The 26,893-nt window shown below is 50.1% G+C and carries 20 protein-coding genes; 12 read left to right on the forward strand and 8 right to left on the reverse strand.

What is annotated here, in order from left to right; genetic code table 11:
- Window positions 1–111: 111 nt before the first annotated feature.
- From SH451x_RS24115 to SH451x_RS24130, 4 genes are all read right to left on the reverse strand, one after another.
- The gene (locus SH451x_RS24115) at window positions 112–1,434 is read right to left on the reverse strand and encodes an ABC transporter permease (RefSeq protein ID WP_479359838.1); all 1,323 of its coding nucleotides are present in this window, start codon (window positions 1,432–1,434) and stop codon (window positions 112–114) included.
- Between the two features lie 60 nt (window positions 1,435–1,494).
- Window positions 1,495–2,304: an ABC transporter ATP-binding protein gene (locus SH451x_RS24120; protein WP_479359839.1), complete on the reverse strand. Its 810-nt coding sequence runs from the start codon at window positions 2,302–2,304 to the stop codon at window positions 1,495–1,497.
- Window positions 2,305–2,363: 59 nt separating this feature from the next.
- Complete coding sequence (locus tag SH451x_RS24125; protein ID WP_479359840.1) at window positions 2,364–4,100, reverse strand: permuted SH3 domain-containing protein; 1,737 nt, start codon at window positions 4,098–4,100, stop codon at window positions 2,364–2,366.
- A gap of 471 nt (window positions 4,101–4,571) precedes the next feature.
- Window positions 4,572–5,276, reverse strand: a complete 705-nt coding sequence (locus tag SH451x_RS24130) for a zinc metallopeptidase (protein WP_479359841.1) — start codon at window positions 5,274–5,276, stop codon at window positions 4,572–4,574.
- A gap of 393 nt (window positions 5,277–5,669) precedes the next feature.
- Between SH451x_RS24130 and SH451x_RS24135 the strand changes: the two genes are divergently transcribed.
- Complete coding sequence (locus SH451x_RS24135; RefSeq protein WP_479359842.1) at window positions 5,670–6,833, forward strand: hypothetical protein; 1,164 nt, start codon at window positions 5,670–5,672, stop codon at window positions 6,831–6,833.
- A 111-nt stretch (window positions 6,834–6,944) separates the two neighbouring features.
- On the opposite strand, the gene SH451x_RS24140 is transcribed toward SH451x_RS24135, so the two are convergent.
- Window positions 6,945–8,306 (reverse strand): class II 3-deoxy-7-phosphoheptulonate synthase, encoded by a 1,362-nt coding sequence (locus SH451x_RS24140; RefSeq protein ID WP_479359843.1) that lies wholly within the window; start codon window positions 8,304–8,306, stop codon window positions 6,945–6,947.
- A 260-nt stretch (window positions 8,307–8,566) separates the two neighbouring features.
- On the opposite strand from SH451x_RS24140, the gene SH451x_RS24145 reads away from it, so the two are divergent.
- Window positions 8,567–9,949, forward strand: coding sequence for an outer membrane protein assembly factor BamB family protein (locus tag SH451x_RS24145; protein WP_479359844.1), 1,383 nt, complete (start codon window positions 8,567–8,569; stop codon window positions 9,947–9,949).
- Window positions 9,950–9,952: 3 nt separating this feature from the next.
- Here SH451x_RS24145 and SH451x_RS24150 read toward each other — a convergent pair whose 3' ends face one another.
- On the reverse strand, window positions 9,953–10,153 hold the full coding sequence (locus tag SH451x_RS24150) for a hypothetical protein (RefSeq protein ID WP_479359845.1): 201 nt from the start codon (window positions 10,151–10,153) through the stop codon (window positions 9,953–9,955).
- 57 nt (window positions 10,154–10,210) lie between these two features.
- Here SH451x_RS24150 and SH451x_RS24155 point away from each other — a divergent pair, with 57 nt between their 5' ends.
- The 3 genes from SH451x_RS24155 (at window position 10,211) to SH451x_RS24165 (ending at window position 14,695) form a co-directional block, all read left to right on the forward strand.
- Window positions 10,211–11,800 (forward strand): UxaA family hydrolase, encoded by a 1,590-nt coding sequence (locus tag SH451x_RS24155; RefSeq protein ID WP_479359847.1) that lies wholly within the window; start codon window positions 10,211–10,213, stop codon window positions 11,798–11,800.
- 430 nt (window positions 11,801–12,230) lie between these two features.
- Window positions 12,231–13,715: a sugar transferase gene (locus SH451x_RS24160; RefSeq protein WP_479359848.1), complete on the forward strand. Its 1,485-nt coding sequence runs from the start codon at window positions 12,231–12,233 to the stop codon at window positions 13,713–13,715.
- Between the two features lie 245 nt (window positions 13,716–13,960).
- Complete coding sequence (locus tag SH451x_RS24165; protein ID WP_479359849.1) at window positions 13,961–14,695, forward strand: class I SAM-dependent methyltransferase; 735 nt, start codon at window positions 13,961–13,963, stop codon at window positions 14,693–14,695.
- 101 nt (window positions 14,696–14,796) lie between these two features.
- Here SH451x_RS24165 and SH451x_RS24170 read toward each other — a convergent pair whose 3' ends face one another.
- Entirely contained in the window at window positions 14,797–16,179 is a 1,383-nt protein-coding gene (locus SH451x_RS24170; protein WP_479359850.1) for a c-type cytochrome, read from the reverse strand.
- Window positions 16,180–16,448: 269 nt separating this feature from the next.
- Complete coding sequence (locus SH451x_RS24175) at window positions 16,449–18,563, reverse strand: ArnT family glycosyltransferase (RefSeq protein WP_479359851.1); 2,115 nt, start codon at window positions 18,561–18,563, stop codon at window positions 16,449–16,451.
- Window positions 18,564–18,884: 321 nt separating this feature from the next.
- Here SH451x_RS24175 and SH451x_RS24180 point away from each other — a divergent pair, with 321 nt between their 5' ends.
- The 7 genes from SH451x_RS24180 (at window position 18,885) to SH451x_RS24210 (ending at window position 26,874) form a co-directional block, all read left to right on the forward strand.
- Window positions 18,885–19,406, forward strand: a complete 522-nt coding sequence (locus SH451x_RS24180; RefSeq protein ID WP_479359852.1) for an FmdB family zinc ribbon protein — start codon at window positions 18,885–18,887, stop codon at window positions 19,404–19,406.
- 228 nt (window positions 19,407–19,634) lie between these two features.
- On the forward strand, window positions 19,635–20,042 hold the full coding sequence (locus tag SH451x_RS24185) for a hypothetical protein (RefSeq protein WP_479359853.1): 408 nt from the start codon (window positions 19,635–19,637) through the stop codon (window positions 20,040–20,042).
- A 45-nt stretch (window positions 20,043–20,087) separates the two neighbouring features.
- A complete protein-coding gene (locus tag SH451x_RS24190) occupies window positions 20,088–20,951 on the forward strand; it encodes a purine-nucleoside phosphorylase (RefSeq protein ID WP_479359854.1) in 864 nt (287 codons plus the stop codon).
- Window positions 20,952–21,229: 278 nt separating this feature from the next.
- Window positions 21,230–23,320, forward strand: a complete 2,091-nt coding sequence (gene fusA, locus SH451x_RS24195) for an elongation factor G (protein ID WP_479359855.1) — start codon at window positions 21,230–21,232, stop codon at window positions 23,318–23,320.
- Between the two features lie 357 nt (window positions 23,321–23,677).
- Entirely contained in the window at window positions 23,678–24,430 is a 753-nt protein-coding gene (locus tag SH451x_RS24200) for an FkbM family methyltransferase (RefSeq protein ID WP_479359856.1), read from the forward strand.
- Window positions 24,431–24,664: 234 nt separating this feature from the next.
- A complete protein-coding gene (locus tag SH451x_RS24205; protein ID WP_479359857.1) occupies window positions 24,665–25,936 on the forward strand; it encodes a glycosyltransferase family 4 protein in 1,272 nt (423 codons plus the stop codon).
- Window positions 25,933–26,874: a hypothetical protein gene (locus tag SH451x_RS24210; RefSeq protein WP_479359858.1), complete on the forward strand. Its 942-nt coding sequence runs from the start codon at window positions 25,933–25,935 to the stop codon at window positions 26,872–26,874. Before SH451x_RS24205 ends, SH451x_RS24210 begins: the two co-directional genes overlap by 4 nt.
- Window positions 26,875–26,893: the final 19 nt, after the last annotated feature.

Here is a 26,893-nt window from a genome sequence, read left to right on the forward strand (position 1 = left end):
TTTAGCGGAGCAAAACTCTGAGTATTGTAGCGGCAAAGACTCTGTAAGTTCAGGGTCTTGCTAGAGAGAAATGAGCTTATTCTCAGACGAATACGCGTCGAGACTCGCAATCTACTCGTGACGCAGTGCTTCGATGGGATTCATCTGCGCAGCTCGCTTTGCCGGATAGATCCCGAATAGGATTCCGACGACCAGCGATATATAGAACGCAACCGGAATCGATTCAGGCACGATCGTTGGTTGGACGGTACGCACAACGTCGGGCAGTGCCGCCATCGTTTGAGGTGCCCAGGTCGTAACCAGATAACGAGCAAGATTCACAGCAGGTCCACATAGCAGACCGAACAAGATGCCACACGTGCCCCCGACAACGCTCAACACGCTGGTCTCGATCAAAAACTGCCGGATAATGTCGGCACGTTTTGCTCCCAAGGCTCGCCGAATCCCAATCTCTCGCGTCCGCTCGGTCACCGTGGCAAGCATAATATTCATAATGCCAATACCGCCCACCAAAAGCGAAATGGCGGCGATCATCCCCATGAACACCATAAACATCGCTTGAGTAGTACGTGCCTGCTCCAGCAGCTCCAGCGGCACGACAACTTGAATATCTTCCATTCGGCTGTGCGAAGCGAGGGCATTCTCTACCAGCACCGCTGTCCGCTTTACATCGCTGACATCAGCGACACGTAACGTAATCTGATTTAGCTCAACAATCTCACCATCAATTGAGCCTGAGCGACGCGAGATGATCGTATCTCCAATCCGTTGCTGAAGCGTACGGATCGGAATATAAATGTCGGAGGAGTAGTCCTGCGACGACATGGAACCGCCAATTGCGGCCGATGCGCTTCGTGGTTCTAGTATGCCGACGACCAGATAGTAGTCGGTGCTCTCAGGCAGATAAATCCGCTTACCCAACGGGTCCTCGAGCGGAAATAATTTTTCGGCAACCTTGGCTGCCAGAACACACGAGGTGTCACGTCGAAAATCTTCGGCGTCTGTGATGAAATGGCCACGCGCGATTTTGAGGCGGTTAGCTTCAGCGTATTCAGGCGTGCAGCCGACCAAGCGTCCGTCTACCAAGTTGTTGGCATACTGAAACTGCCGACGCATCTCACGTATGGGAAGTGCGGATTTGATTGTCGGGATTGTGGAGACGAGCATGTCGTACTCGTCGCGTGTCAAACCGTAGGGTGTCAAACCTTCGGGCGCTAGCTTCTCGGACGGTGGCTTGACCGACCTGACCATGATCGTATCTGCCCCCAGCGCTTCAATCTGACGTTTCGCTTCGTCACCGATTCCTTTGCTAATCGCCAACAACCAAATCACGCTCGCTACGCCAATGAAGATCCCGAGTACGGTCAAAAGTGACCGCATGGGATGCAACCAAAGGCTCTTGATGCCAAGACTAAGCGTACGTAACCAAATCATAACAAACCAATTAGCTCGAAGTTTTAAAAATCATACCGACGTGGATCACCATCCAACCGACTAAATTTCGGCAGGCAGGTTTTCTACTGCGTGCTTAGCGGCCGCAATCCGAGATTCTTCAGTATTGTTGATGTCATATTGAAGCAATCCGTCTTTCAACCGAACGATGCGCTTGGCACGCTTACTTACTTCATCTTCGTGCGTGACCAAAATAATTGTGCGCCCTTCTTCGTTCAGGCGGTGGAACAACTGCAGGATCTCTTCGGTTGTTCGCGAATCCAAGTTTCCAGTCGCTTCGTCGGCAAGGATAAAGTACGGGTCGTTTACCAAGGATCGAGCAATAGCAACACGTTGCTGTTGTCCGCCACTCAACTGGGCAGGGCGATGAGAAAGCCGACCACCAAGTCCGACCATCTTTGCAAGGTCTTCGCAACGCTTCATTTCCTTCGCGCCCAATTTCCCTTGATAAAACAGCGGCACTTGAATGTTCTCAACGACAGTCAACTGTTGGATTAAGTTGTAGGACTGAAAAACAAAGCCGATCCGCTCAGAGCGGACAGTGGCAAGTTCGTCATCTGACATTGTTGCAACATCATCATCACCTAGAAACAGATTTCCTGCTGTAGGCTGGTCCAAACATCCCAAGAGATTGAGAAGCGTACTTTTGCCAGAGCCTGACGGGCCCATAATTGCCACATAGTCGCCGACATTGACATCAAAGCTTACGCCACGAAGCGCCCGAACTGTCTCGCCTTTGAGAACATAGGTTTTCTCTAAGTCACGGATGCGGCACGCATACGCAGGACCTGGCGTCGCCGGAGAGGCCTTTTCGTTGGTAGTTTTGTCACGGGCAGTGGCTGCAGCAGACATGGGATTCCTCAATTACTGTCGTTTAACGCAAACGCGGTGTACGCCTTGGAAATGAAACACTAACGTGGTGGTCCACCGCCAGCGCCAAACTGTTGCATCGCCTTTTGCATTCCGCTAGTCAGCTCAGCTCGATCAAGGAAGCCGTCGCCATTCGTGTCTTGATCGGCAAAACCCGAGCTCAATCGATCGTTCGAAGCCGCCTCTGCAACTGACACTTTGCCATCGGAATCGGTATCAGATGCTTCGAGAATTCTATTCACGATCATGGCAGGCGATGGCCGACCACCACCGGCCGCTCCGCCCGGTCCTCCAGGCCCGCCAGCAGGCTCAATCACCGTTGGCGTCGACGAAACGTTCTTTCCGATTTCCTGCAAGCGATCACGATCTGATATTTCTTCAAATTCAGGAATGACCATTAGGTTTTGATGCTGTCGCGGGTTGAGTACGACCATATCACCCAACTCCAGACCTTTGTTAATCGTCACGTGGCGATCATTGGTAGCCCCGATTTCGACTTCCTTGGTTTCATACTTGCCATCCTTTACTTGCTGAAGAACTAAGTGGTGTCCCTTAGTTTCGTATACCCCATGCACCGGAATTTGTAAGGCATCTGAGATCTGCTCAACAAATATTTGCACCTCAGCCGTCATGCCCGTCCTGATTGTAGGTGGCGGATCGAAAATCTCGATGAGCGTCGCATACTCTTTGACGGAGGTCGACATCCACCCTCCAGCTTCAGCATACTTGTTGACCTTGCTGACCTTACCTAGCAATTCGCTGGGGCCAACTTTGACTTTGACAGCCATGCCTTCGCGAATCAAGGTAATGCGTGATTCGTTGATCTTCGCACGGACTTGCATCTTGGTCGGATCAGGCAACAGAAACAAAGTTTGCTGCTCACGTACCATGGCACCTGCCTCGACAACAAACTCCGAACCGCCTCGTCGATCTTTTTGGTTCGCGTGCACAACTTGACCTTCCGCAGGAGCAATCATGGTGCAATTCGTTATTTGAAGTTGAAGCTCTTCCAGTTTTTGCTTTTCTTCAAGCAAAACGCTGCGGTCCGACTCCAGTTGAGCTCTTGCTGTTTCAATCGTGCTGTCTAGCTGAACAAGCATTTTCTCCTTCGTCAGGTCGTCCAGGACCTTCAGGCGTTTCTGGGCCGAATCCAAAACGTTCTTTGAGTTCTGTACCGAAAACTGCTCAGCTTGAATCTGAAGCGGACGCAAACTTCCTTTTGCAGCAAGACGTTCTGCACTCGCCAAAGACAACTCAGCTTTGCGCTTTTCCTGCTCGGCAATTGCGATTTCGCTAAGAATCAGTTGACGATCGGTTTGATAGGTACCTTCAAGGTATTCCTGGCGTGAGATCGCGGCCTGTCGTACGGCAGCGTCACTGCTGATCACTTTTGCTTCAGCTGCACTAAGTATGATTCGCTGTGCTTTTAGTTCATTTTCAAGTGCACTGGCATCTAGCTCACACAGCTTGTCACCCTTCTTGACGTACGCCCCTTCATCAATAACCCAGAGAATTGGCGTTCCAGTGCTGCCTCGAGCCTCTACTGCGCACTTAACCTCGTTGTTACTGCTGCTTTCAACCTCGCCCTGCTCCAGGACAATATGGTCAAACGGTCCCTGTGACACCGCTTGCACGATGGGCTTGTCTTCGTTGGATGAATACCCTGCCGTTTGACGCCAGTAAATCCAGCCTCCAATTGCAAAAGCTGAAACAACGACCATTAGCATTACAACAAGCAAGGTCCCACCCGACCGAGCACGCTGAAAGTGACGCAACATTAATAAAGACTCCAAAACGTGACTTGGATTAAAATTGTTAAGGCAGGAAAAAGCTTCAGTTTGCAAGGCAGCCTTCGCGACCGAGCATGACACGCTCCCTTGAGGCAAAGGTCTGCATGCCGAACGTCGATGATAATCCGAACTCAGTAACGTTCAAAAAAGCTCTTAAGACCAAGTTCGCGTGTGCCAGAGAAAGCGTTTAAAACGCAGCAATATTCTCAATCAATCTGCAAACTCGGGCTTGGCAGGTGTTCACCAAAGTATAGCTACCTGTCGACCCAATGCCACTTCCAGGCTGCTGTTCGGCATAAAATGCAACAAATAGCTAAGCTTTGGCTTAGAAACCCGCTGTACTGTTCAAAGTTTCGACGGAGTTCGATTGTGCTGTACAATCGTCGCCCCCAACCAAAGCCAAATTAACCTTCACAGCCCACGAAAAGAGCGCCAAGCCCGCGATTGCGGTCGCTCGACCTAATCGCGACGGCTGTACTGCGAGTAACGAATTACGTAGTAGAGTAATGTCACAATTGCTTGCAACGTCGCGGCTACGTAGGTCATCGCGGCTGCCGTAAGCACCTTGCTCACGACCGGCAGATCAGGCCCACCGACGATTCCTAACTGGACCAGTTCAGTTTTAGCTCGAGAGCTAGCATTAAATTCGACCGGGAGATTGATGAGCTGAAAGGCGACGGTAGTGCCGAAAAGCACAATTCCAGCCAACATAGCGTACTGACCGCCAGGAACTTGGCTAATTAGCATCACCATTCCAACCATCAAGACCATCGTGCCAATGTTGCCGCCAAAACCAGCAATCGGCACGGCCATATTGCGAATTACCAACGGCGCATAATTCTTGGCATCTTGCAACGCATGACCAACTTCGTGAGCCGCAATCCCAACGGCAGCCATCGAATTCGTGCCGTACACCTGCGGGCTCAACCGAACCGTCTTGCTGCGCGGATCATAGTGATCGGACAAATGGCCGTTCACGGCTTCGATGCGGACGTCATGCATATTATGAGCGTCCAAGATCCGACGCGCAGCCTGGGCACCGGTAAATCTGGCGCCAACGCGCGAGGCTGATTCAAAACTCGATTTGACCATCCACTGAGCCGCAAAAGCGAGCAGCAGTACCGGGGCCACCATGATCAAATACAGTGGATCAAAAAATCCCATGAATCGATTACCTCGAGTTATGAAAACAAAAAAACACAGTTCACAAAATCAAACTCAACTGTGCACTAAACCAACTTGCCGCATCGCGAATCGCGAGTATTCTCGCTTACGGCAAGATACTTCGATGCTGTGCACCGCGATAGAAGCAATCGGCGTCGAAAGCAATCCTCGTACCGTACAAAATGACAGGCGTACCTGCTCTTTTGTCCGGCCGTCCTAGGTTGCCTTGACGCGGAATCTCAAAGAATACGTTGCTCAACTAACTTCGGTTGGAACAACTTTGCGGCATCACACGCGATAGCCACAATTCCCGAGAACGAAGCTTGTAAGTCGACTTAGTTTACTTATGGTGATGACCTGAACCATTCTTTTTGCTTCCAGGAATCGAAACTGATGACAACGCATGTCGCCACCTCTGCCAGATTTTTAATGGCGATCACGTGCCTATCGCTTATCAGCCCGGGCTGCGCACCTTCTGATCCCAGTTCGCAAGCAGACACGACCGCTGCAGTATCGAATTTGACGACAACGACCAACAGAGCCAGTCAAAAGCTGACCGACATCGACCCGAACGAACTGCAGTCGCTAGTCGCCCAGACGCTTCAATACAATCTCGACGCTCGATTGCTTTCTGCTGAACGGAACGCTGCATGGCAGGTTTTCCATGGCCTATTGCCTTACGGGCGCGACTTACCGCTGCAGGTTGGCGATCGCAAATTATCTGCGCTTGACTACTTGCTTGCTGGCGGGGAACTTGCCGGTTGGGAGCTTTTCCCAGGCACCTCTCTATCCGACAGCCGAACCGGAGTTCGGTCACGAGTCGAAGCAAACGGATATATCAGCCAAGGGCACGTGGATCAATGGCTCGCCATCCTCGCTCAACTGGATGTTCCGCTAACTCAGAAAGTCGTAGTAGCCGGAGAAGATCACACGCTTGCGGATTGGATAGACCAATCCCAATTCGACACCCCCAACAATCCACTGGACGAATTCTCTTGGACATTGATTGCCACGCTGCATTATCGACCCGAGATGCAAAAGTGGAATGCAGCCGATGGCGTGGTGGTTGAACTTGCAGACATAATTCAATATGAAGCAGATCAAGATATTACCTCGAGCGCATGTGGTGGCACACATCGCTTGATGAGCCTTGCAAAAGCGGTCGAATATGGCCAAAAAAATTCGTTGGACAGCGAACCGGCTTACTCTGCGGCCAACAACACACTTCAAAAACATTTGCAGTTAATCAAAGCTTACCAAAATGGCGATGGTAGTTTTTCCTCAAACTATTTTGATCGTCCAGGCACTTCCGCAGACTTATCAATCATGATCTCTGCCACGGGTCATCAGCTCGAATTGGCCGCCTACGCGCTGCCAGCCGATGAACTTCGATCGCCTTGGATGCAGCGGGCAGCCTATCGCTTATGCAAGCTGCTTGAGGCGACTCAGGATCAACCACTTGAATGTGGCGGCCTATACCACGGACTAAACGGCTTACGTATCTACCACGACCGCGCATTCGGAAAGTGGGAACCGACCAAAACGACAGCCGAGTGATAGTGATACTGCCCGGTGAGAATGACTGCCCAGTGTTAAAGAGCAGCGGTAAAGAATTGGGTACTAACGCAAATCCACTTGGGAAATCGTATCGAGCACGCAGCCGGAGTACTAAACTCCTGGCTTGGATGCTTTTCTTAAATGTTCCGCAATTTCGAAGGCAATCTCCAAGGCTTGCTCGTAGTTCAGACGTGGATCGACTTGAGTCTGATAGGCAACTCCGAGATCGTGTTCCGTCAATCCGCCAGAACCACCGGTGCATTCAGTCACATTCTCGCCCGTGAGCTCGAGGTGAGCACCGCCCATGTGCGATTTGCAATTAGCATGGACTTCGAACGCGAGCCGCAGCTCTTCGCAGATATCTTCAAATCGGCGAGTCTTCCGGCCATGTGCTGTCGAAACAGTATTGCCATGCATGGGGTCGCATACCCATAGCACTTTCAGGCCTTCCCGATTCACCGCATCGATCAGGGCTGGCAAAGCAGAGGCAATTTTCCCAGCGCCCATGCGATGAATCAACGTTATCCGGCCCGCCGTATTGTCGGGATTAAGGACACCAATTAAATCCAAGAGTTGCTCCGGAGATACCGATGGGCCAATCTTGATCCCCAAGGGATTCCGAATACCCCGTGCGTACTCAACGTGCGCACCATCGATTGCCCGAGTGCGCTCGCCGATCCAAGGCAGATGGGTTGAGAGGTTATAGTATCCTGTACCTCGAACACTACTTCGTGTTAAGGCCGATTCGTAAGCTAAGTGAAGCGCTTCGTGCGAGACAAAGAAGTCGACTCTCGAGAATTCCTTGGGGTTTGCCCCAGCGATATTCTCCATGAAATGCAAGGAGCTTCCGATCGATTCGACAAGTTCGTTGTAGCGTTTGGCGACATCGGCCGTTGCCTTGGTCACAAAGGCCAGATTCCAATTCTCGGGGTGATGCAGATCTGCAAACCCGCCTTCGCTCAACCCTCGTATAAAATTCATCGTTAGTGCGGAGCGTTCATAGCCGCGCAGCAGCCTCATCGGATCGGCGCGTCGATTTAGCGGCGAGAATACGTGTTCATTTACAATATCGCCACGATAAGTTGGCAAAGTCACGCCTTCGCGTTCTTCGATGTCACTGGAGCGCGGTTTGGCATATTGGCCTGCCATACGTCCGACGCGGATGATCCGCTTCCGTCCACCAAAAACGATGGCGAGTGACATTTGCAAAAGGACCTTCAACTTGCTCGCAATCGGCTCCGCTTGACAATCCTCAAAGGTCTCAGCGCAGTCTCCACCTTGCAGCAGCCAAGCCTCTCCACGTTGAGCACACTCAAGTTCTTTGTGCAGATGATCCACTTCCCAACTGGTGACCAACGGGGGAAGACGCTGGAGTTGCGTCAAAACTTGCATCAATTGCGCAGTGTCGTCGTAGGTTGGCTGCTGCACAATTGCTTTGTTCTGCCAACTGGTAGGTGTCCAAGTGGATAGCATTCGAGGGAGCTAGTCGCTTATTTCAGGTCAAAATGTGACGGCAGCCGATTTGCAGTCGCCGTAATAAGGGTTATTTAGCCAACAAATGCGTCGACTAATTCTCAAATCAGATAAAACAGGGCAAAATTTAGCAATTGAGTTTGTCGCGTTGTCCGATCAGCGGTTTATGATAGATAGATTCTTTCATTTCTGCTAACGGTTTAGCACTGAAACCGACAAGGGATCGTTCTTTCTGTCGGTTTTATGAACGTTCCTCCCGCATGTCCCGCCAACGCAACTTTATGCTTTCAAATAGTTTTGACAAAGAGCACGCGAGCACGAAAAACGTTCGCAGACTTGGGTTCGGAGGCAAATGGCGCGCATTTCTTGGCCTTTTTTTACTGGGTAATTGCGGCTCCTTCGTATCCCAGGCAATCGCCGAAGAATGGTCTCAGTTTCGCGGTCCGAACCGAAACGGCCGAAGTGCACAGACAGGCATTTTAGAAAACATCGCTGCTCGCGCCCCCGAACTTTTTTGGATGGAAACCGGCGTCGGTCGCGGATATTCCAGTGTTGCCGTTTCCGACGGGAGAATTTTCACCTCCGGTAACGATTCCAACGGGCAATTCGTTTCGGCAATTAAAACGTCCGACGGCAAGCTCGTATGGCGACAAGCGATTACGGAATCGATCCCCGAACATGATTACGAGGGAGCTCGGTCAACACCCACGATTGCTGGTAACCTGCTTTTCACCGTCGGCTCTAACGGAAGCATCCACTGCCTTCGAACTAGTGATGGTCAGCCTGTCTGGAATCGTTCTTTCACCGACTGGAAGGGCCGAATGATGACGGGCTGGGGCAATTCCGAGTCCCCCTTGGTTGATGGTGACTTAGTACTCTGCACTCCCGGCTCTGACTCACATGTTATGGTTGCCTTGAATAAGGTCAGCGGCGAAGAAGTATGGTCTTGCGACCTGAAAAAATCTGGGTTGAACGTGATTGAAGCTAGCCAAAACCTACGCGAAGGCGCCGGCTACTCCTCGATCATGATTAGTGAAGGAGGCGGAGTCCGACAATACATAACGCTCACCGGTCGCGGCGTGATCGGCGTTCGGGCTGCCGATGGTAAACTTCTATGGCACTACACGAAAGTGGCTAACACAGTTGCGAACATTCCGACTGTCATTGTCGAAGGCGACTTCGTGTTTAGCTCGACGGGATACGACACAGGCGCGGCGCTCTTGCGGCTGAGCGGTCAAGCGGACTCAAATGTCAGCGTGAACGAAGAGTACTTCCTTGATAGCAAGGTGTTCCAGAATAAACATGGTGGCATGGTGTACGTCGATGGCTATATCTATTGCGGACACGGTAACGGAAGCGGATTGCCAATCTGCATAGAAATGCAATCGGGCAAAGTCGCGTGGGGACCAGTTCGCGGCGCGGGTCGCGGCGAAGCCGCTGTCGCTTACGCCGATGGTATGATCATATTCCGTTTTGAAGATGGCACTATTTCGTTTGTCCGAGCAACGCCCGACAAGTACGAAGAGATACGATCATTCATGCCAATCTATCAAGAAGGCGAATCGTGGGCATATCCAGCGATCGCTGACGGTTATCTTTACCTGCGAGAGCAGGATCATGTCATGAGCTACAAGCTGGACTAGCCGTTACTTGTTATCTTCATACAGGACAACGATCAAAACGTCCGAAGCACTGAACGACCCGAGATGATTGCCACCTGTCTGAGCGGCAATGTTGCCTGTTAATGAAATAAGCTTGGCGTTCTGTTCCTGAATCCACGTGTTAATTTCATCTTCTAAGGCATGTAATTCACTCTCGATGCTCTTGAAAATTTTGACTTTTTGCATGATGGCTCACTTGATTGATAACGCTGCCGACAGCAGTCCAAAGAAAGCAACTCCGCGATGCTAACCAATGACTCGAGATCCTATTCTAGCGACTGGATTCAACTTAACCCACTAGACAATTGCGTTGTTGCCATCAAGAAGATCTCGGAAGGTGCTTGGATAAAAGTCGGGCACCAGGAAATCGAGATTACCGAAACGATCCCTCCAGGCCACAAAGTTGCCTTATGCTCCATCAGCGAATCTCAGTCCGTCGTCAAATATGGTTGGCCGATCGGAATTGCGACAGAAACAATCCGTCCAGGAGCATGGATTCATTCCCACAATCTGAAAAATGACCATCGCGTCGACTTCGTCAATTGGATAGCAACGGATCAACACCAACCACTGAACGTAGAACAAGTCCAGACTTTTAACGGCTACAATCGGCCTAACGGAAAAATAGGTACCAGAAATTACATAGCCGTAGTGTCAACTGTTAACTGCTCGGCGTCGGTCGCTCGTTGGTCTGCGAATCGATTCACTGCGGAACGTCTAGCAAAGTTTCCGAACATTGACGGCATAATCGCAATTCGCCACGAATCCGGTTGCGGTATGGCGTACGAAGGTTCCAAGCACAAGATGCTGGAAAGGGTCTTGTCTGGTATTGCCACCCACGCAAACGTCGGTGCAGCGATTTTTGTTGGCTTGGGATGTGAGCAAGCAACTGTCTCGCATCTGCTCGCAAACCCAAGACTCATCCAGATCGAAAATCCGAACCGATACTCTCAGCCGAAAAATCACGATAGCAAAGAACTGTTTCAGACGATCAACATCCAGCAAGCCGGGGGTTCCCGTCAAGCGATCGAGGCAATTGAGCAAGCTATCATAAAGTTGCTCCCTCAAGCCAACTCAATTGTTCGAGAACCAGCCCCCCTATCGGAATTATGTGTTGGACTGAAATGCGGTGGATCTGACGGATATTCGGGAATAACGGCAAACCCTGCACTTGGATTCGCTTCTGATTTAATAGTTGCCGCTGGCGGCAGTACTCTTCTCGGAGAAACAACCGAGGTGTACGGCGCCGAACATTTACTCATGCGCCGCGCGCGAAGCCCACAGATTGCTCAACTGCTGCAGGAGCGTCTTGAGTGGTGGAAGTGGTACACAGGCTTGTTTGGTGAGGAAATCGACCACAATCCTTCAACAGGCAATAAAACAGGAGGTCTAACGACAATTGCAGAAAAATCATTGGGAGCAGTGTCGAAGTCAGGTAACTCTGTTTTGGAAGACGTAATTGAATATGCGATGCCAGCCACAGCCAAAGGTCTGACCATGATGGACTCACCCGGTTTTGATCCCGCATGCGTCACAGGCATGATGGCCTCCGGCGCAAACGCGATTGTTTTCACCACCGGTAGGGGGAGTTGCTTCGGAAGCAAGCCAGTTCCGACGATAAAAGTCTCAACCAACAGCTTGTTATATAGGAGCATGCCGGAGGATATGGATTTCGATTCCGGCCGAATCTTAGAAGGCCAAACGATCGAAGAAAACGGCCGAGAATTATTGCGAACAATTATAGAGGTTGCTTCGGGCCAGAAGACAAAAAGTGAGCTTCAAGGCTACGGCGACGACGAGTTTATCCCATGGACCGTCGGGGCGGTTCTATAGAGAGTAGTGTTTACGTCGTCGCGCGGCGCCAAATAGAAAGTTTGCATTTGCAAAATTCCAAAATAGCTTTTTGATTTAACTCAAACTTGTTCCTGGCCATAAATATCGACTAACTGTCGATACATATAATTCTAGCTGCCCCTTTGCGAGAAGCCACAGCATAAAGAATCCGCCGCCCTCTAGAATCGCCTCCAAATCGCCCTTATTCGCCATCTAAGGAGCTCGAACCGCCTTAGAACAAGCCCGTTGCTTGTAATGAAGTCAAAGGGTTCTTTCTGAAGGCGTCAACCAGATAGGATTTCTGAGCTTGAAGCTAACATTTTGGACGCTTCGTAATTAAGATTGAGCTCATTAAGAGGTTTGTTAAACACTTCAACAAGGCGAAGGCGACTTTGTCGGCGTGTGCGAACCACCACCGCGATTTACACCAATGAGTACTTCTAATTTAAAGCTATCCGACAGCGGTCTTGCTGTTGCAGAGCGTGAAATTCAACCTTCACGCTCTTTCGATTTTGAAGAGAACCGAACCTCCAGCAAGGGCTGTTACCGAACGCCCTTACAAGAGCGTGCGGCCATCGTTCTATGCGTGGATGTAATATCCTGTACCGTGGCGGCTGGCATCGCATTCGTCGCATGGGCCTATCTCACCGATCGCAATATTGATGAAGTACCAGCGCTTTTCAATTCAAAATGGCATTGGGCTCCGCTCGCATTTGCTGTTTGGTACATGACCGCGTGGATGGTTGATCTTTACGATGTAACAATTAGTAGCATCAAAAGAATTGTCGCGCAACGTGTTTCAATTGCGATGCTTCTCTCGAGCATTGGCTACATGGGGGCTTACTTTTTATTCCCTGAGTACGTGCCTCGCACATTCTTGCTATTATTTGTAGTTGCAGCTGGCCCAGCGGTCTTCTTCGCAAGAGCACTTGTGTTGAGTCATCACGATCGCTTTCCATCAACCCATCGACTTCTTTTGGTCGGAGAGTCTGAAACGGAGCGGGAGCTTAACCAAGTGCTTCAGCGACTGGTTCGTTTCAATTTCAAGATTGTAGAACGCATCGATGAACCGGGGCTAGCTCAGTTGCACTTCATCAACGATGGCGACGGATTACTTTCGCACGCTAGAAAGCATAACATCCACGAGATCGTTGTAAGTCGCGAAGCGAACAGCGACGAAGTTCTGCGTGAACTGGTACATTGTCAAAGCAACGGTATCAGAATTTCGTCGATGCCTGAACTGTATCGCAAGTTGTCGCGAAAGATCCCGGTCGAACACGTAGACTCGGCATGGGTCATGCGTTTACTTCAAGACCGCCTGCTTTTCACGCGATTGCAACTGACGATCAAGCGGGCTTTTGACCTGTGTGGAGCCCTGATTGGACTTCCGATCTTCTTCATCTCTTATCCGCTGATCGCTATCGCTATAAAGCTCGACACTAAAGGTCCTGTCTTTTATAAACAGCTGCGATCCGGCCAGGCGGGAAAGCCTTTTTATATCGTCAAGTTTCGCACGATGCGCACCGATGCCGAAAAGAACGGACCGCAGTGGAGCAAGGACAATGACAATCGCATCACGCGAGTTGGTAAGATATTGCGGAAGACGCGGTTGGACGAAGTGCCTCAAGTCTTAAACGTCTTACGAGGCGATATGAGCTTGGTTGGGCCTCGTCCCGAACGGCCCGAAATTGAAGTCGATCTAGATCACCAGATCCCGCACTACTTCATCCGTCGGCTGGTCAAACCCGGCATTACTGGTTGGGCGCAGGTACACTACAAGTACGGCAACTCGGTCCGCGACAGCTTGGTGAAACTAGAGTACGACGCATATTACGTTCGTTACTGGTCCTTATTAATGGACCTTTACACTTTGTTTCGCACTGTTGGAGTTGTGTTGGGAAGTAAAGGACATTAAGCGGCAAGAGCTTCGCTCAGTTCCTTGACGTCCGGGCGGTGCCCGTATAATCGGATCTTTATTACTAACGCCGCATTCGCGGGACTACCCAAAAGACTTGACTTGCGTTCCCACCCAGTCAATATGACTGTGAGCTTGGAAGCCGCACCGGCGCCGGCATCAATCAGATTATAGACTGATGTGTAGTCGTCACTAATTCACCTCTTTCAATTTGATTGTATGAGTTCATACGATCGGAAAACGCGATGATCAAAAACGCACTAACAGTCAACGAAGACCAGACTACTCTCGATTATTTCGATAACTTTACGCCTCATTACAATCCTGAGCGCTTTCAATTCGCGATCGACTATTTAAATGAGAATTTTCGAGAGGGACAAAATCTTCTCGATATCGGTTGTGGAGATGGTGCCACGCTCTACCTGCTCAAACAAAAGACACCGATAACTTCGCTGTGCGGAATCGATATCAGTGCGAACTATCTTCGTAAAGCAGAAGAAAAAATTGCCTGTACAACGATTGAAGGCTCGATACTCGACGACGAGTTAGTGGCCAAGTACGCAGGGCAATTCGACTATTGCACACTTGGCGCTGTCATCCACCACTTGATTGGCAACAGCCGCAAGGAGTCGATCGCGTTTGCGAAGCAATGCCTGCGAAATTCAATTCAGCTACTCAAGCCGGGTGGTGCGCTGTTGATATTCGAACCAACTTACGGACCTTCATCGCTGATGACTGGCGCTTTTTGGATTAAGAAGTTGTTTAGCCGTTTGTCGAATCGCCGCGTCGAATTACTTCGCTCTTGGGCAAACCTTGGCCAACCAATCGTCTCGTACTATACGTCAGCTCAACTGACGCAGATGGCAAAAGAAACTGCTAACACGTCTATTATTAAAGACGATGTCTTGGACAACTACCAGTTCTTGGGAGTCATCGAACGAAAAGGTATTGGGATGATCATCAAACGGCACGCACAGTAGTCAGGATCACACGAGAAAGGGGCTTGGCAGACGATAAATCGCCTACCAAGCCCCTTTTGGATGAACCTTGAAATACTCGACCGAAGAAGCTTTCTTGGTGCCTAAATAGCTTCCGTCGTTTTCTCTTGTGCGCCATCTGTAGGCGATGCCGGTTCCTTTGCAGGCGGATTGTCTTTCAAAGACAGTACGTAATTCACAAGGTCCCAGACGTTATCATGTGTAAGGCCTAATTCTTCTTCGCTAGCGGCGATCGAAGCAGCTGGCATTGGTGAACCGGCGATTCCGTAAACGATACGGTGATACACAGCTTCGGGTGATCTACCGCCACGGAATTTACCCTCTACCAAATTGCGTGGAGCAAGGGGCTGTGGTGGAAGTGCGCCATCGACCAGGAACGGAAGGATTTCATCTCGGTCCGTAGGCGTTACATTAATGGCCGTAGTCCACTCCTTAGTCCAATCATCATAGTCCGGCAGTTGGATTCCATCGCCTCGTCCTGTTGCACCGTGACATTTCGAGCACGCGGCTGTCTGCGTAGCAAACAACTCCTTGCCCCGTGCAATCGACGCAGCCAGGTCTTCCGCACTTACAGAATCATCTTTGCCCGCAATCACGGTGTTGGTCGGCTCTTCTGGTTCTTCGACATCATCTTCAGCTTCAGTCCAGCTGTCGGCAATGATTTCCAGTTCCGACTGAGCATCGTCAATTTGCTCTTGGTAAGAGTCTTTTGTGTACTCTTCGGCGTCATCTCCTTCGCCAAAAATCTTACCAATCTGATCGCGGTCATAGAGCGGGTGCCCCTCTTCAACGTCAAATGTTGCGAGCGTAACCAACTGCCGTTCAAGTTCACCGCGGATCGAAAGATAGATCACGTAATCGACAAGGGCATTCAGCTGCGCGTCGGATAGCAGTGCAAACTTGGGCATCTGGGTTCCATCCAAACCCTCCTTTAGAGTTCGATGCAGATCCGCCTTCGTTGGCTTCGAATTGCGAAGGCTAGTTTTGTATTTGTAGAGACCTTTGCGAAAATCGCGAGGATACGGATTTTGCGAGGCAGCGACGACACCGCGTCCTTGTCCCGTTTCGCCGTGGCAAGAGGCGCACTGCTGTCGATAAAGCCCCGTACTTCCGGGTTCCGCCGTATTGGGCGCAGGTCCCGCCGCCATCTTTAAATTGTCAAGCGAAATCAGGCCTTGGTATGCTTCGTCCTCTTGAAACAACGGTGGCAGCTTGGGTTCATCCGGCGTCCCAAACCACTCGGTCATCAACCGGTCGGTAGATTTCAGGAACGGATCAGCCTCTACTTCTTCGCGGACTTCCATAACACGCGTGTAGACATAATTAGGCTCGAAAGTCAAAGGTTGGTCCGCGGGTGGTTCGCAGCCGCTGAATGTTACTGCCCCAAGGCCGACTACCAAAGGTATAACTCGAGACATTTTACGAGTGCCGCAGCCGGACTCTGCTGGAACGTCAAAGATCTTCATGGTCGATTTAAATAGATGTTAATTAATCAAGAAGCGAGCGTGCCGAATTTGCGCACGCAAGCAATTTATCTCAGGGAAAGCAACTCATACGCCAATAACCGCAATCGCATGGACTCCTTCACTTTTCATCGAATCCCTTCGTCGATCCAAAGTCAAGATCCGGCACGCCCCGCAACTCGCGCATGAGAAACTTCAATTCTAACCTTTACCCGTGCGGTTACCAGAATAGCTTGGCCTGCTGTGACAATTGTTCCGCTGCCACATGTAGGTTACCGACGCGCAGGCGAGCGGGGCTCTTCAGCCAGCCGACTAAATTGTTTCTCGGCAACGGCTTTCACAACTACCAGCGCATCCTGCTTCAAGAATCTTTTCATCCGCAATATGGGCACAACACTGAGACGTTCAGACGGGCCATTCCGCACACCAGCACTATCTTCAGTCCGATACTGATCCAGACTTTGCAATGTCTCAACGTCGTTCTCATTCATGATGAGTCGCGCGTTCGGCTGCCGAAGATGTGCTGCCGCTGCCACGCGCCAGTCCAGCGAACTTCCATCGACGGCAGTGCCAACGTTCGGCACTTCCTTAATCGGCTGTTGTAGATAAAAAACCCAGCTTGGTTCGATTGTCCCGATAGACATCCACTTCAACTGGGTGTCTTCGATCGCAATGCGGTCTGCTTGAGCTGCTGCTACCAACACATCCACATCATTCCGATAGTCGCTCAGCACACGGGCCCCCTGCCCTACCGTTCCACCGATCACGATCACAGCTGCTATGGCGAACGCGATCGACGCTCGTGCCCCGATAGGAGAGCTCTGAGCGTTCAAGGTCGAAATCCTCTGAAGAAAAATTCGAATCAGTTCTGACCGCTTGATCGAATCGCGATTCTGTAAGAATCCTACCGCGCCTTGGATGACGCTGTACTTTAGGAGTAACATTGCAGCAGGCAGTAGTAGGGCAAGCGCCCACATGGCGTGAGTTGCCAAGGACGGAAATGACAAAATACGACTGCTGACGACTACGGCAATCAAAACTGCAATGCCTGCCACGCCGGTAACGTAACCAGCCAGTCTGCGAAGCCATAGCGACAGCTCAAACTGGTTCTGCTGCCAGGCGAAGAAGAAGCCTCCAACGAGGAGAGATACCCCTGGATAACATGTCGTGATGTAGCTGGGAAGTTTAGTGCTTGCACAAGAGAAGGCTGCGATCGTCACGAAGCACCACACAACACCAAGCTGAACAAGGGGCGAAGTCTGATGATGACGAACACACTTCCAATTCCACCATACAATTGGTATCAGCATCAAAGACCATGGGAAAATTCCGCCCAAAAGCGCTAGCGGGTAGTACCAAATTCCACCCGAGTGACCTTCCATTGCCGATACAGCACGATTGAGATTATGTTCAACGAAGAATCCATATAGCCACTGCCCGTCTGTTCTTATCCCCACCCAGACATACCAAGGCAAACTCACGGCGAGGACGATCGCAAGCCCTTGCAACAATCGCACATGCTTTATCGTCATAAAGATAATCTTAAGCAAAATGTGGACTTGGCCCTTTAGCCATTGCCAGACTGCCCCAGGATTGGCACTCCAACGGTACAGGGTGGCAAACAAGCCCGACTTTTCTACACGAAAATGCAGCGGAGCGGTGATAGCACTGTTTTGGGCGAGTTGAAGAAAGCCCCAGGTCATGACGACGGTTAAAGGAATGACTAGCCCCACAGGCCCTTTCGCTAAGACGGCGGCGCCAAGAAAAAAGTAGCCAGCATACCCCAAAGCGAAACGGCGTGACGCTGCGGTCTCGGCTAAACTTTCAAGCAACTGTGAGGCGAGCAAGACAACGCCAAGCGTGCTGCAGGCAATCAGAACCGCGTCGGGTGTTGCAGCGCGACCAGCCACAACAAACATAGCGCTGCTTCCTAGCGACACCGCCGACCATACGCCAAAGCTTCGACTTACATATGTTTTTCCTAACCAATAAATGGCAAGGACTGCGATCGATGCGCATAAGGCCGACCCGAATCTGGCTGCAAACTCATTTTGTCCAAATAAAGTATAGCTCGCAATCTGGAACCAATAGAGCAAGATTGGCTTATGAGTCCGAAGCTCGTCGTTGAACATGGGCACAATCCAGTCGTTGCGCTGCATCATTTCGACGGCACAGCGAGCGTTGCGTGGTTCATCACGATCCCACAATCTGGCAGACCCAAGTGACATCCAAAGGGTCCAACCCAGCGTCAAAGCCAAGATACAATAGTCAGTGCGAACGCATGACCATTTGGTGATTGGCTTTTGCGCGTCGTCCAAAGGTATCGAAGCTTGAGGCTTGTCAGCCGATACGGGTTTAGATTTTTCCGATGAAGTAGGAAACGACATCCGTGCAGTTCCTGCGGTTCCATGTAGTTAAGGGCTTGTCCTGAAATAACTTCCGCAAATCAATTGTAGCGGTAGGGCGCAAGCCCTCCGGTTTTGTGACACCGGACGGCTTGCGCCGTTCCGCTAAAATCGGAAACTGTCTCGGGACAATTCCTAAGGTGCCAGCGAAGCCAAGTTGGCAGATCCTAGCGAAAAACGCGACTACTCCATAGAGCGTTTAGCGAAGTCTGCCTTTACGAACAAACCGTTTTTATCGTAAAGTGAACGTTGAAATCTAAGTCAGTTATCAAAGCTTGTATTCCACACCTCCGATCACATCAAATGCCGATTTACGAGTACTATTGCAAACCTTGCCACACGATCTACAGCTTCTTTGCTCGTTCCACCAGCAACACCAACATTCCCAAATGTCCGAAATGCGGGCATAAGAAGTTAGATAAGCAGGTTTCAAGATTTGCGATTTCGAAAGGATTGACGGAATCTGACCAGAGCGGCGCAGATGACCCCTTTGCCAACATGGACGAATCGAAAATGGAATCGATCATGGCGGAAATGGCTGCGACCATGGGCGACGACGAAGGCAACGACGGCGAGGAAGATCCTCGAAAAATGGCGAACGTAATGAAGAAATTCTTCGACGCCACCGGTATGAAACCCAATGACACCATGATGGAAGCCATTCGGCGAATGGAATCGGGCGAAGATCCAGACAAGATCGATGAGGAATTGGGGGATGCGATGGATGCAGACGATCCGTTTGCCCAGGAATCCGGCTCAATATCCCAGCGAATTCGACGATTCCTGGATCGCCCCAACGTTGATCCCGAACTTTACGATCTCTAATCTGCTGGGCGACTTGCGTCCGACTCCCGCTCTGCAACAGGCATTCTAAACGACAAATACCCGGCGATTCCTCTTGAACGCTAGTGCGGGAATCTGCTAATCAACAGCAGCAGGCGCCATCCGTGCAACTGCCAAGTTTCTCATGCACATTTGATTATTGTCGTTTTCGTTGAGCGGGCCTTGCGCCAGACAAGCATGTTGTCATGAAGTAGCAGAGGCGAACTAACCATGCGATCCTTAAATATCGAGTTCACTAGCAGCAGTGACTGCGACAGGCTGCGACATCTCCTGCGTACCGTTTCGCTATGCTTTCTCGTCACTTTTGTTGCTTCGAGTGCACCAGTCAAAGCACAAGATGGTGAGCTCGATTCGGCGATCGTCAATGAAGCCGAAAGGATGCTGGATTTCAATACCGTTGAGCTTGGTGTGCAGCTCAAACTTGGCCTGCGCGTATTTCTGCCAGCCCAAGAGCAGTTCGTTGATCGAGTCATTGTGGAAGTGAAAACTGGTCGACTATCGCGATCAATGGTTAACATTGTTTACCTGTGGGCGCAGCGACGGAATCCGAAAGTGCCCTTTCCGTATTTCGAGATAGTATTGCGAGAGCTGGCCAGTCGGCGTGGTGTCACGCTTTAGTGGAACAAGGTTTACGCGACGGTATTTCCACGGCATACTGTTGGCATGTCAACGCGTACCTCAGATCAAACTTCCGAACTTCTCACGGCCAGCCGCAAAATCGTCCAGGATCGGACATCGATTCGTCCCGAGGCGGCAATCATCCTTGGCAGCGGTCTTGGTGGCTTGGCAGCCCAGGTGCAGCATCCGACAGCGATATCTTTCACAGACCTGCCGGTTCTCCCTGCTCCGTCGGCTAGCGGGCACGCAGGAAAGTTGATTTTAGGTTATTTAGGTGGGCTCCCGGTTGCAGTCTTTCAGGGCCGCTCGCACCTTTATGAAGGCCATTCTGCCGCAACTGCGACCGCTGCAGTGCGACTCTCGGCAGCGCTGGGTGCCAACCTTTGTATCGCGTCCAATGCAGCTGGTGGGCTTAATCCACGCTTCCGCACGGGGGATTTAGTAGCGATTGATTCGCATATCAATTTCTTTTTTAGCCAACATAATCATCCCAAGAGTGACAGAACTTTCGTCAGTGAAGCGGGCAACATCGATCGTTCAAGCCTACCTTTGTATGACCGAGCGTTGGTTGGCGATTGCGAAAAGATCGCGTTGCGTCTGGGATTTCCTCTGCAACGCGGAACTTATTTGGGCACATTGGGACCCACTTACGAGACTCGGGCCGAATACCGGGCGTTTCGCACGATGGGCGCTGACATGGTCGGAATGAGCACAATTTTAGAGATGCTCACTGCGGCACAACTGGGCATGCGGACGCTTGCATTTTCGGTCATTACGAATGTAGCGAACCCCGACGTGCCGACGAAAACAACACATGATGAAGTGCTAGACGTTGCGAATGTGGCCCAGCAGCGTTTGTTGCCACTGGTCACCAATCTTCTGAACAACCTGTCAGGCCCGCCGGACTGAGGCGTTTTTGGCGGCTAAACTTGGAGATTCGGGGATCGCGCGCAGGAACGACAAGTTGCCGAAAGCTTGGTATTACAAGGAAATTGGACTTTCCGCTTTAGGCGAAATCTGTAAACTTTGCGGTCCTTGCTTGGTTGCCGCTTACGTTGTCTAGCTGCTGTTTTGGTGATCGAGCTGAACCATGTTGACCTTTATGGCAACATTACTTTAGACACAGTTTGATTGCTTCTTTCTCTTTTGATTGGATTCCGGCCCAAAAACAGCCGGTTAGAAAGCGTATGGAACTCGAAAAACTCCGCAACATCGGAATCAGCGCCCACATTGACTCTGGAAAAACGACGCTCACCGAACGCGTTTTGTTCTACGCTGGCCGAATCCACAAGATCGAAGAGGTCAAAGGCGGCGGTGACGGCGCGACCATGGACTATATGGAGCTTGAGCAAGAGCGTGGCATCACGATCACGAGTGCTTGCACCCAAGTCCATTGGAACGACACGACGATCAATTTGATCGACACCCCAGGCCACGTGGACTTTACCATCGAAGTCGAACGCTCCTTGCGCGTTTTGGACGGTGCTGTTCTCGTACTGTGCTCGGTTGGTGGCGTGCAAAGCCAGTCGCTGACTGTCGATCGCCAGATGCGTCGCTACGGTGTACCGCGACTCGGCTTCGTCAATAAGATGGACCGCACGGGCGCAGATGCTTATCGCGTAACCAAGCAAGTTCGCGACAAGCTGAATGCCGATGCTGTCATGATGCAGATTCCAATCGGCGCTGGCGAAACCTACGAAGGATCTGTCGACCTGATTACGATGAAAGCAGCCTTCTTTGATGGCGTGCAAGGCGAAATAGTTCGTTGGGAAGAGATTCCAGCAAACTTGGCAGATAAGGCCAAAGAGTATCGCCAAATGATGCTCGAAAGCTTGAGCATGTACAGCGACGAGATGATGGAACTGCTCCTGAACGAACAAGATGTCCCTGAAGACCTTATTCACAAAACGGTCAAAGAGGCGGTTCAATCGCTTCGTATCACACCTATCTTCTGCGGCTCAGCTTACAAGAATAAAGGTGTGCAGTTGTTGCTGGACGCAGTGACGCGATATCTTCCTAGCCCGCTAGAGCGCGATATCAAGGCTCGCAAGTTCACCAACCAGGACGAAAAGTTTGAACTGAAACCAGATCCGAGCCTTCCGTTTGTCGGTATGGCGTTCAAAATCGTGGATGACCCATACGGTCAGCTAACCTTTACACGAATCTACCAAGGTTCGGTGAGGAAGGGTGAGATTTACATCAATCAGCGTACCGGCAAGAAAGAACGATTTAGCCGTATTGTCCGCATGCACGCGGATGAGCGATCTGAATTGGACGAAGCATCTGCTGGTGACATCGTCGCGATTATGGGACTTGACTGCGCTACGGGGGATACTTTCTCCAACGAGAAAGAGTACTGCACGCTGGAAAGCATGTTCGTACCCGAGCCCGTCATCAAAGTCGCTGTCACGCCGGCCAGCCGTGCAGACCAAGACAAGATGAGTAAGGCATTGAACCGTTTCCGCAAAGAAGATCCGACCTTCCAAGTCTATAGCGACGAGGAAACGAGCGAGACGATTCTATGCGGAATGGGTGAGTTGCACTTGGACATTTACGTCGAACGCATGCGTCGCGAATATAAAGTCGAAGTACAAGTAGGTGCGCCAAAAGTCAGTTATCGCGAAGCTCCTGGTGGTAAAGTTGATTTCAACTACAAACACAAGAAGCAGACTGGTGGTTCGGGTCAGTTCGCACACATCGTTGGTACGCTTACGCCGTTGACCGGTGAAGGTGCTGCTAACTTTGAGTTCGAAGAACATATCGTCGGCGGTCGTATTCCTAAGCAATTTATTGCACCTGTGGAAAAAGGCTTCCGCGATTCCATGGTCAAAGGCCCAATTGCCGAATACCCAGTTGTGGGCGTTCGTATGGATCTGAATGACGGTTCGTACCACGATGTGGATTCGAGCGAACGCGCGTTCTACATTGCGGCTTGCGATTGCTTCCGTCAGACAATGCGGGAATCAAACCCAACATTGCTGGAGCCGATCATGAAGCTGGAAGTAGAATGCCCAGAAAACGACCAGGGTACTGTTGTAGGTAACTTGATCAGCCGACGCGGTTTGATTACTCAAACGGACGTTCAAGATCGCATTAGCTACATCAACGCAGAAGTTCCACTTTCCGAAGTCTTCGGCTACGCAACCGACTTGCGCAGTATGACTAAGGGGCAAGGAACGTTTACGATGGAACTAGCTTGCTATCGCGAAGTACCTCGAAATCTTCAAGATGGAATTATCGCTGAACGCAAGAAGAACCTTGCCGAAGCATCCGCCTAATTAAGCGGCATTCCAAAATCGAAATCTGAAAAACCGACGGGCTAGTAACCTGTCGGTTTTTGCATTGACAGGGCCACTTTCAAACAATTGCGTCGAAATATCTACAAAATAGATAGTAGACCATAGCGCGTTGGATTGCGACCATCGGCGTCCTGTTTGTCCGACCATGACAACATCTGGCACAATCGACACAACCGCTACATAGCGCCGCGAAAAAGCCTAATCGCTCTTGCTGATGCTTTGTGTTTCGTCGCGCTCCAATTACATTACGACCATGGAAATCCGTTTGTGGCACGGGTACGACCATGGCTCAACTTTGCCCTTACCGGCCACGTCTCTAACCGTTGAATAAGATTAATGCTTAAGAGTCTTCGGCGATCGATGTATGGTCTGCTTGGACGCGGCTTACATGCTGTGTACGGCGAGAATATCCCGTACATCGGTTCTCGCTTGCAGGTCCCATCGCAATGGATTGCTCCCCATACGCGTGCCAGAATCTACTTACGCAAATATGAGCAAGCTGAAACTGCTCTGGTGCGCAAATATTTAATCCCTGACGTTCCAGTCATCGAATTAGGATGTGGGATAGGTGTTGTTGCGCGCGAGATTATGGCTAGATTGCAATCAGGAATGCCTTACATCGGTATTGAAGCCAATCCAGATTTGGTGGCAATTGCTCGCACCAATCTCGAACGAATCAATCGCATCAATTGGCAGGTCCAACATGGTGCGATTGCCGGCACATGCGAACCGGGTCAAACAATTCGATTTGCAATAACAGATGGCAATTTCCGTTTCTCATCCACCGATCTTGTAGACCAACCAGGGGCAAAAGTCATTGACGTGCCTGTTACGACTTTGTCGAAGATCGTCGAACAAAATTCTTGGGAAAACTTTCAAATTGTCTCTGATATCGAGGGTGCCGAGCGTCAGTTTATCAAGCACGACACGGCAGCAATGGAACGCTGCGTTCAACTTGTAATTGAACTTCACGACGGCGATAACTTTAAAGTCATAGATCTGAAAAGGGGGATTGAGGACAGGGGGTTCGATTGCATTGCTCATCAATTTCAGACGTATGTCTTTCGTCGGACGAACATTAAGCGCTAATCCAATGCAAATCTGCCAAAGTGTTTTTCTGTGGCATCGACGAAGCTATTTGCAAAGCTGGTCGCTCGCCAAATTTATCGTTTGGGCCTCTTTAGTTTTGGGCATCAGTACTGACTCTGCGAGAGCAATCTGCAGTATTAGTGGGCAAGTATTTGGTCAATTCCGACAAACTACAATTTTAGTCTTTCAAACGGTTACACCTGACAGTTTTGTTCATTTGAGAGAGTCGGCCCAATGACTCCCATCAATCAGAAGCGCGAAGTCTCTTTCGAAGCTATTGAGCCATTCCCTCGCGGTGCAATGGTCCACTTCACTCATAAGCTCTGCAATGGGCTTGCGCTATATTTGAAGAATGTGCGCGTGGTTGGAAGCAACGAATTTGAATTGAAATCGCTCGATCGCTCTTACCAACTGATCGAAGATTTTCGAATCCCACGAGATGACATGGCGACAAATCTTGCTCTCAGTATTAAGGGCAAAGCAAAATTGATGTTCGCAAGATTCATCATATTCTTCCGCTTCTGCTGGCAATATCAAAGAGCCACTACCAGGATCATCAAACGAAAACCCCAGTACGCATTAGTTGCCACAGTATTCCGTTATCCATTTATGGGGTATTTCCTGGGTCGAATGCAACGAAATGGAATTCACTGTCTCCAGATTTGCCACGAATTTGAAATGCGCGAGCTGAAGAAGAAACTCTCGTCGCGTCTGCTCTATATTTCTAACCGAAACGTCTATTCGAAATTTCATGCAATATTCTTTTTGTCTGAGTCTCAGCGAAAGGCTTTTCGAGCGACTCATCCTTCAATTAATGAAAACAGACTCTTTGTAATCCGTCACGGAAATAGTGAGATATTTACGGAGCTTTGCTCGTCCGAATCGACAGAGAAGGTGGCAACTCGTTTTGGGATCGATATCAGTCGACCAACAATTTTGTTTTTTGGTAGAGTTCGTCGTGACAAAGGTGTCGAAGACTCCATTGAAGCGTTGCGACTGATTAATGAGAGCCTGAGTGCCGGAAGTAAACGTGTTCAGTTGCTCTTAGCCGGAAACACGCCTAGGTCTTTAGAATTGGATTTGAGAAAACAAATCCGATCCGCAAATCTGGAAGACGACGTGGTGCTATTCACTGACTACGTTGATGGTGGAGATGTAGGCCATTTAATGCGAATGTCTTTTGCTGCAGTCTTCCCATATCGAAGCAGCAGTCAAAGCGGTGCGCTGCAAACAGCTATGGCATTTGGAAAACCAGTCGTAGTAAGTAACGTGGGAGGAATACCTGAAGTAATTGAACATCAGGTTTCAGGTTTGATAGTTGAGCCGAATTCACCTGAGCAACTTTCGCAGGCGTTACTACAAATCCTCAATTCCCCATCACTTGCTAAACAATTGGGACAAAGTGCTTTGCATGAGGCGCAGACGACCTACAGTTGGCAAACCGTTGCGAAGCAGATGCTCGACGCTCTGGATACATTGAATCAAAATTCTAACAGTATTAAATGATTGAAAACAAAGGAACTTCCACGGTGAGCTTAAGACGTCTCTTACGATCAATTACACCTAAAGCTTTACGTTACCCGTTGAGTCTTAATCGGCTGAACAAACGACACGAAACGAAGTGGTCAGATCCAGCGTCTCAAATTCTATTGATGATGAAGTATCGCGACCTTGCCCAGCGACGTGCCCCCCTCGCATGTATCAATGATGCGGGATTTCAAGTCTTTTCCGCAGCAGACGAAGACGGAATTTTGCTTTACTTGTTCGGAATGCTAGGTACAACAAACCGAACTTTTATCGATATCGGATCAGCGGGAATCGAAGGTAGCAACACCGCGAACCTTATTATCAACCATGGTTGGTATGGATTGCACATGGAAGCATCGCAAAGATCGCTTGAGTTTTCTCAAGCCTTTTATCGATCGCGAACACGTAGTCGCCCAATGCCACCAAAACCAGTATGCGGTTTTATTAACGCTGAAAATATTAATTCTCAGATTGAAAACAATGGTATCAGAGGCGAAATCGATTTTCTCTCGATCGATATTGACAGCAATGACTACTGGGTTTGGAAATCGCTTGATGTGATCCAACCAAGGGTCGTTGAAATGGAATTCCAGCCAGCACTTGGCATATTGTCCAAGACAATTCCGTATGACCCTAATTTCGACCGAACCAAGTATCCGATCAATCAGCCTCCGTACGATGTTGTCTACTGCGGTGCATCCTTGGCTGCGCTAGTTCATCTGGCGAATCAAAAAGGGTATAGGTTTGTCGGCTGTGATTCACTGCGCGTTAACGCTTTCTTTGTCCGTAACGACGTTAACAACGACCTTATTCCTGAGGCCAACATCGCACAGGTGCTTGACCACCCTCGAGTTAAAGCGTTGGTTCAAAAACATCAAAAGGGACTTGGACAGTTGCCTTGGGTTACCATTGAATAAGATTCTGTCGAGAGTGTTA

It is taken from the genome of Njordella aestuarii, from assembly GCF_056494165.1.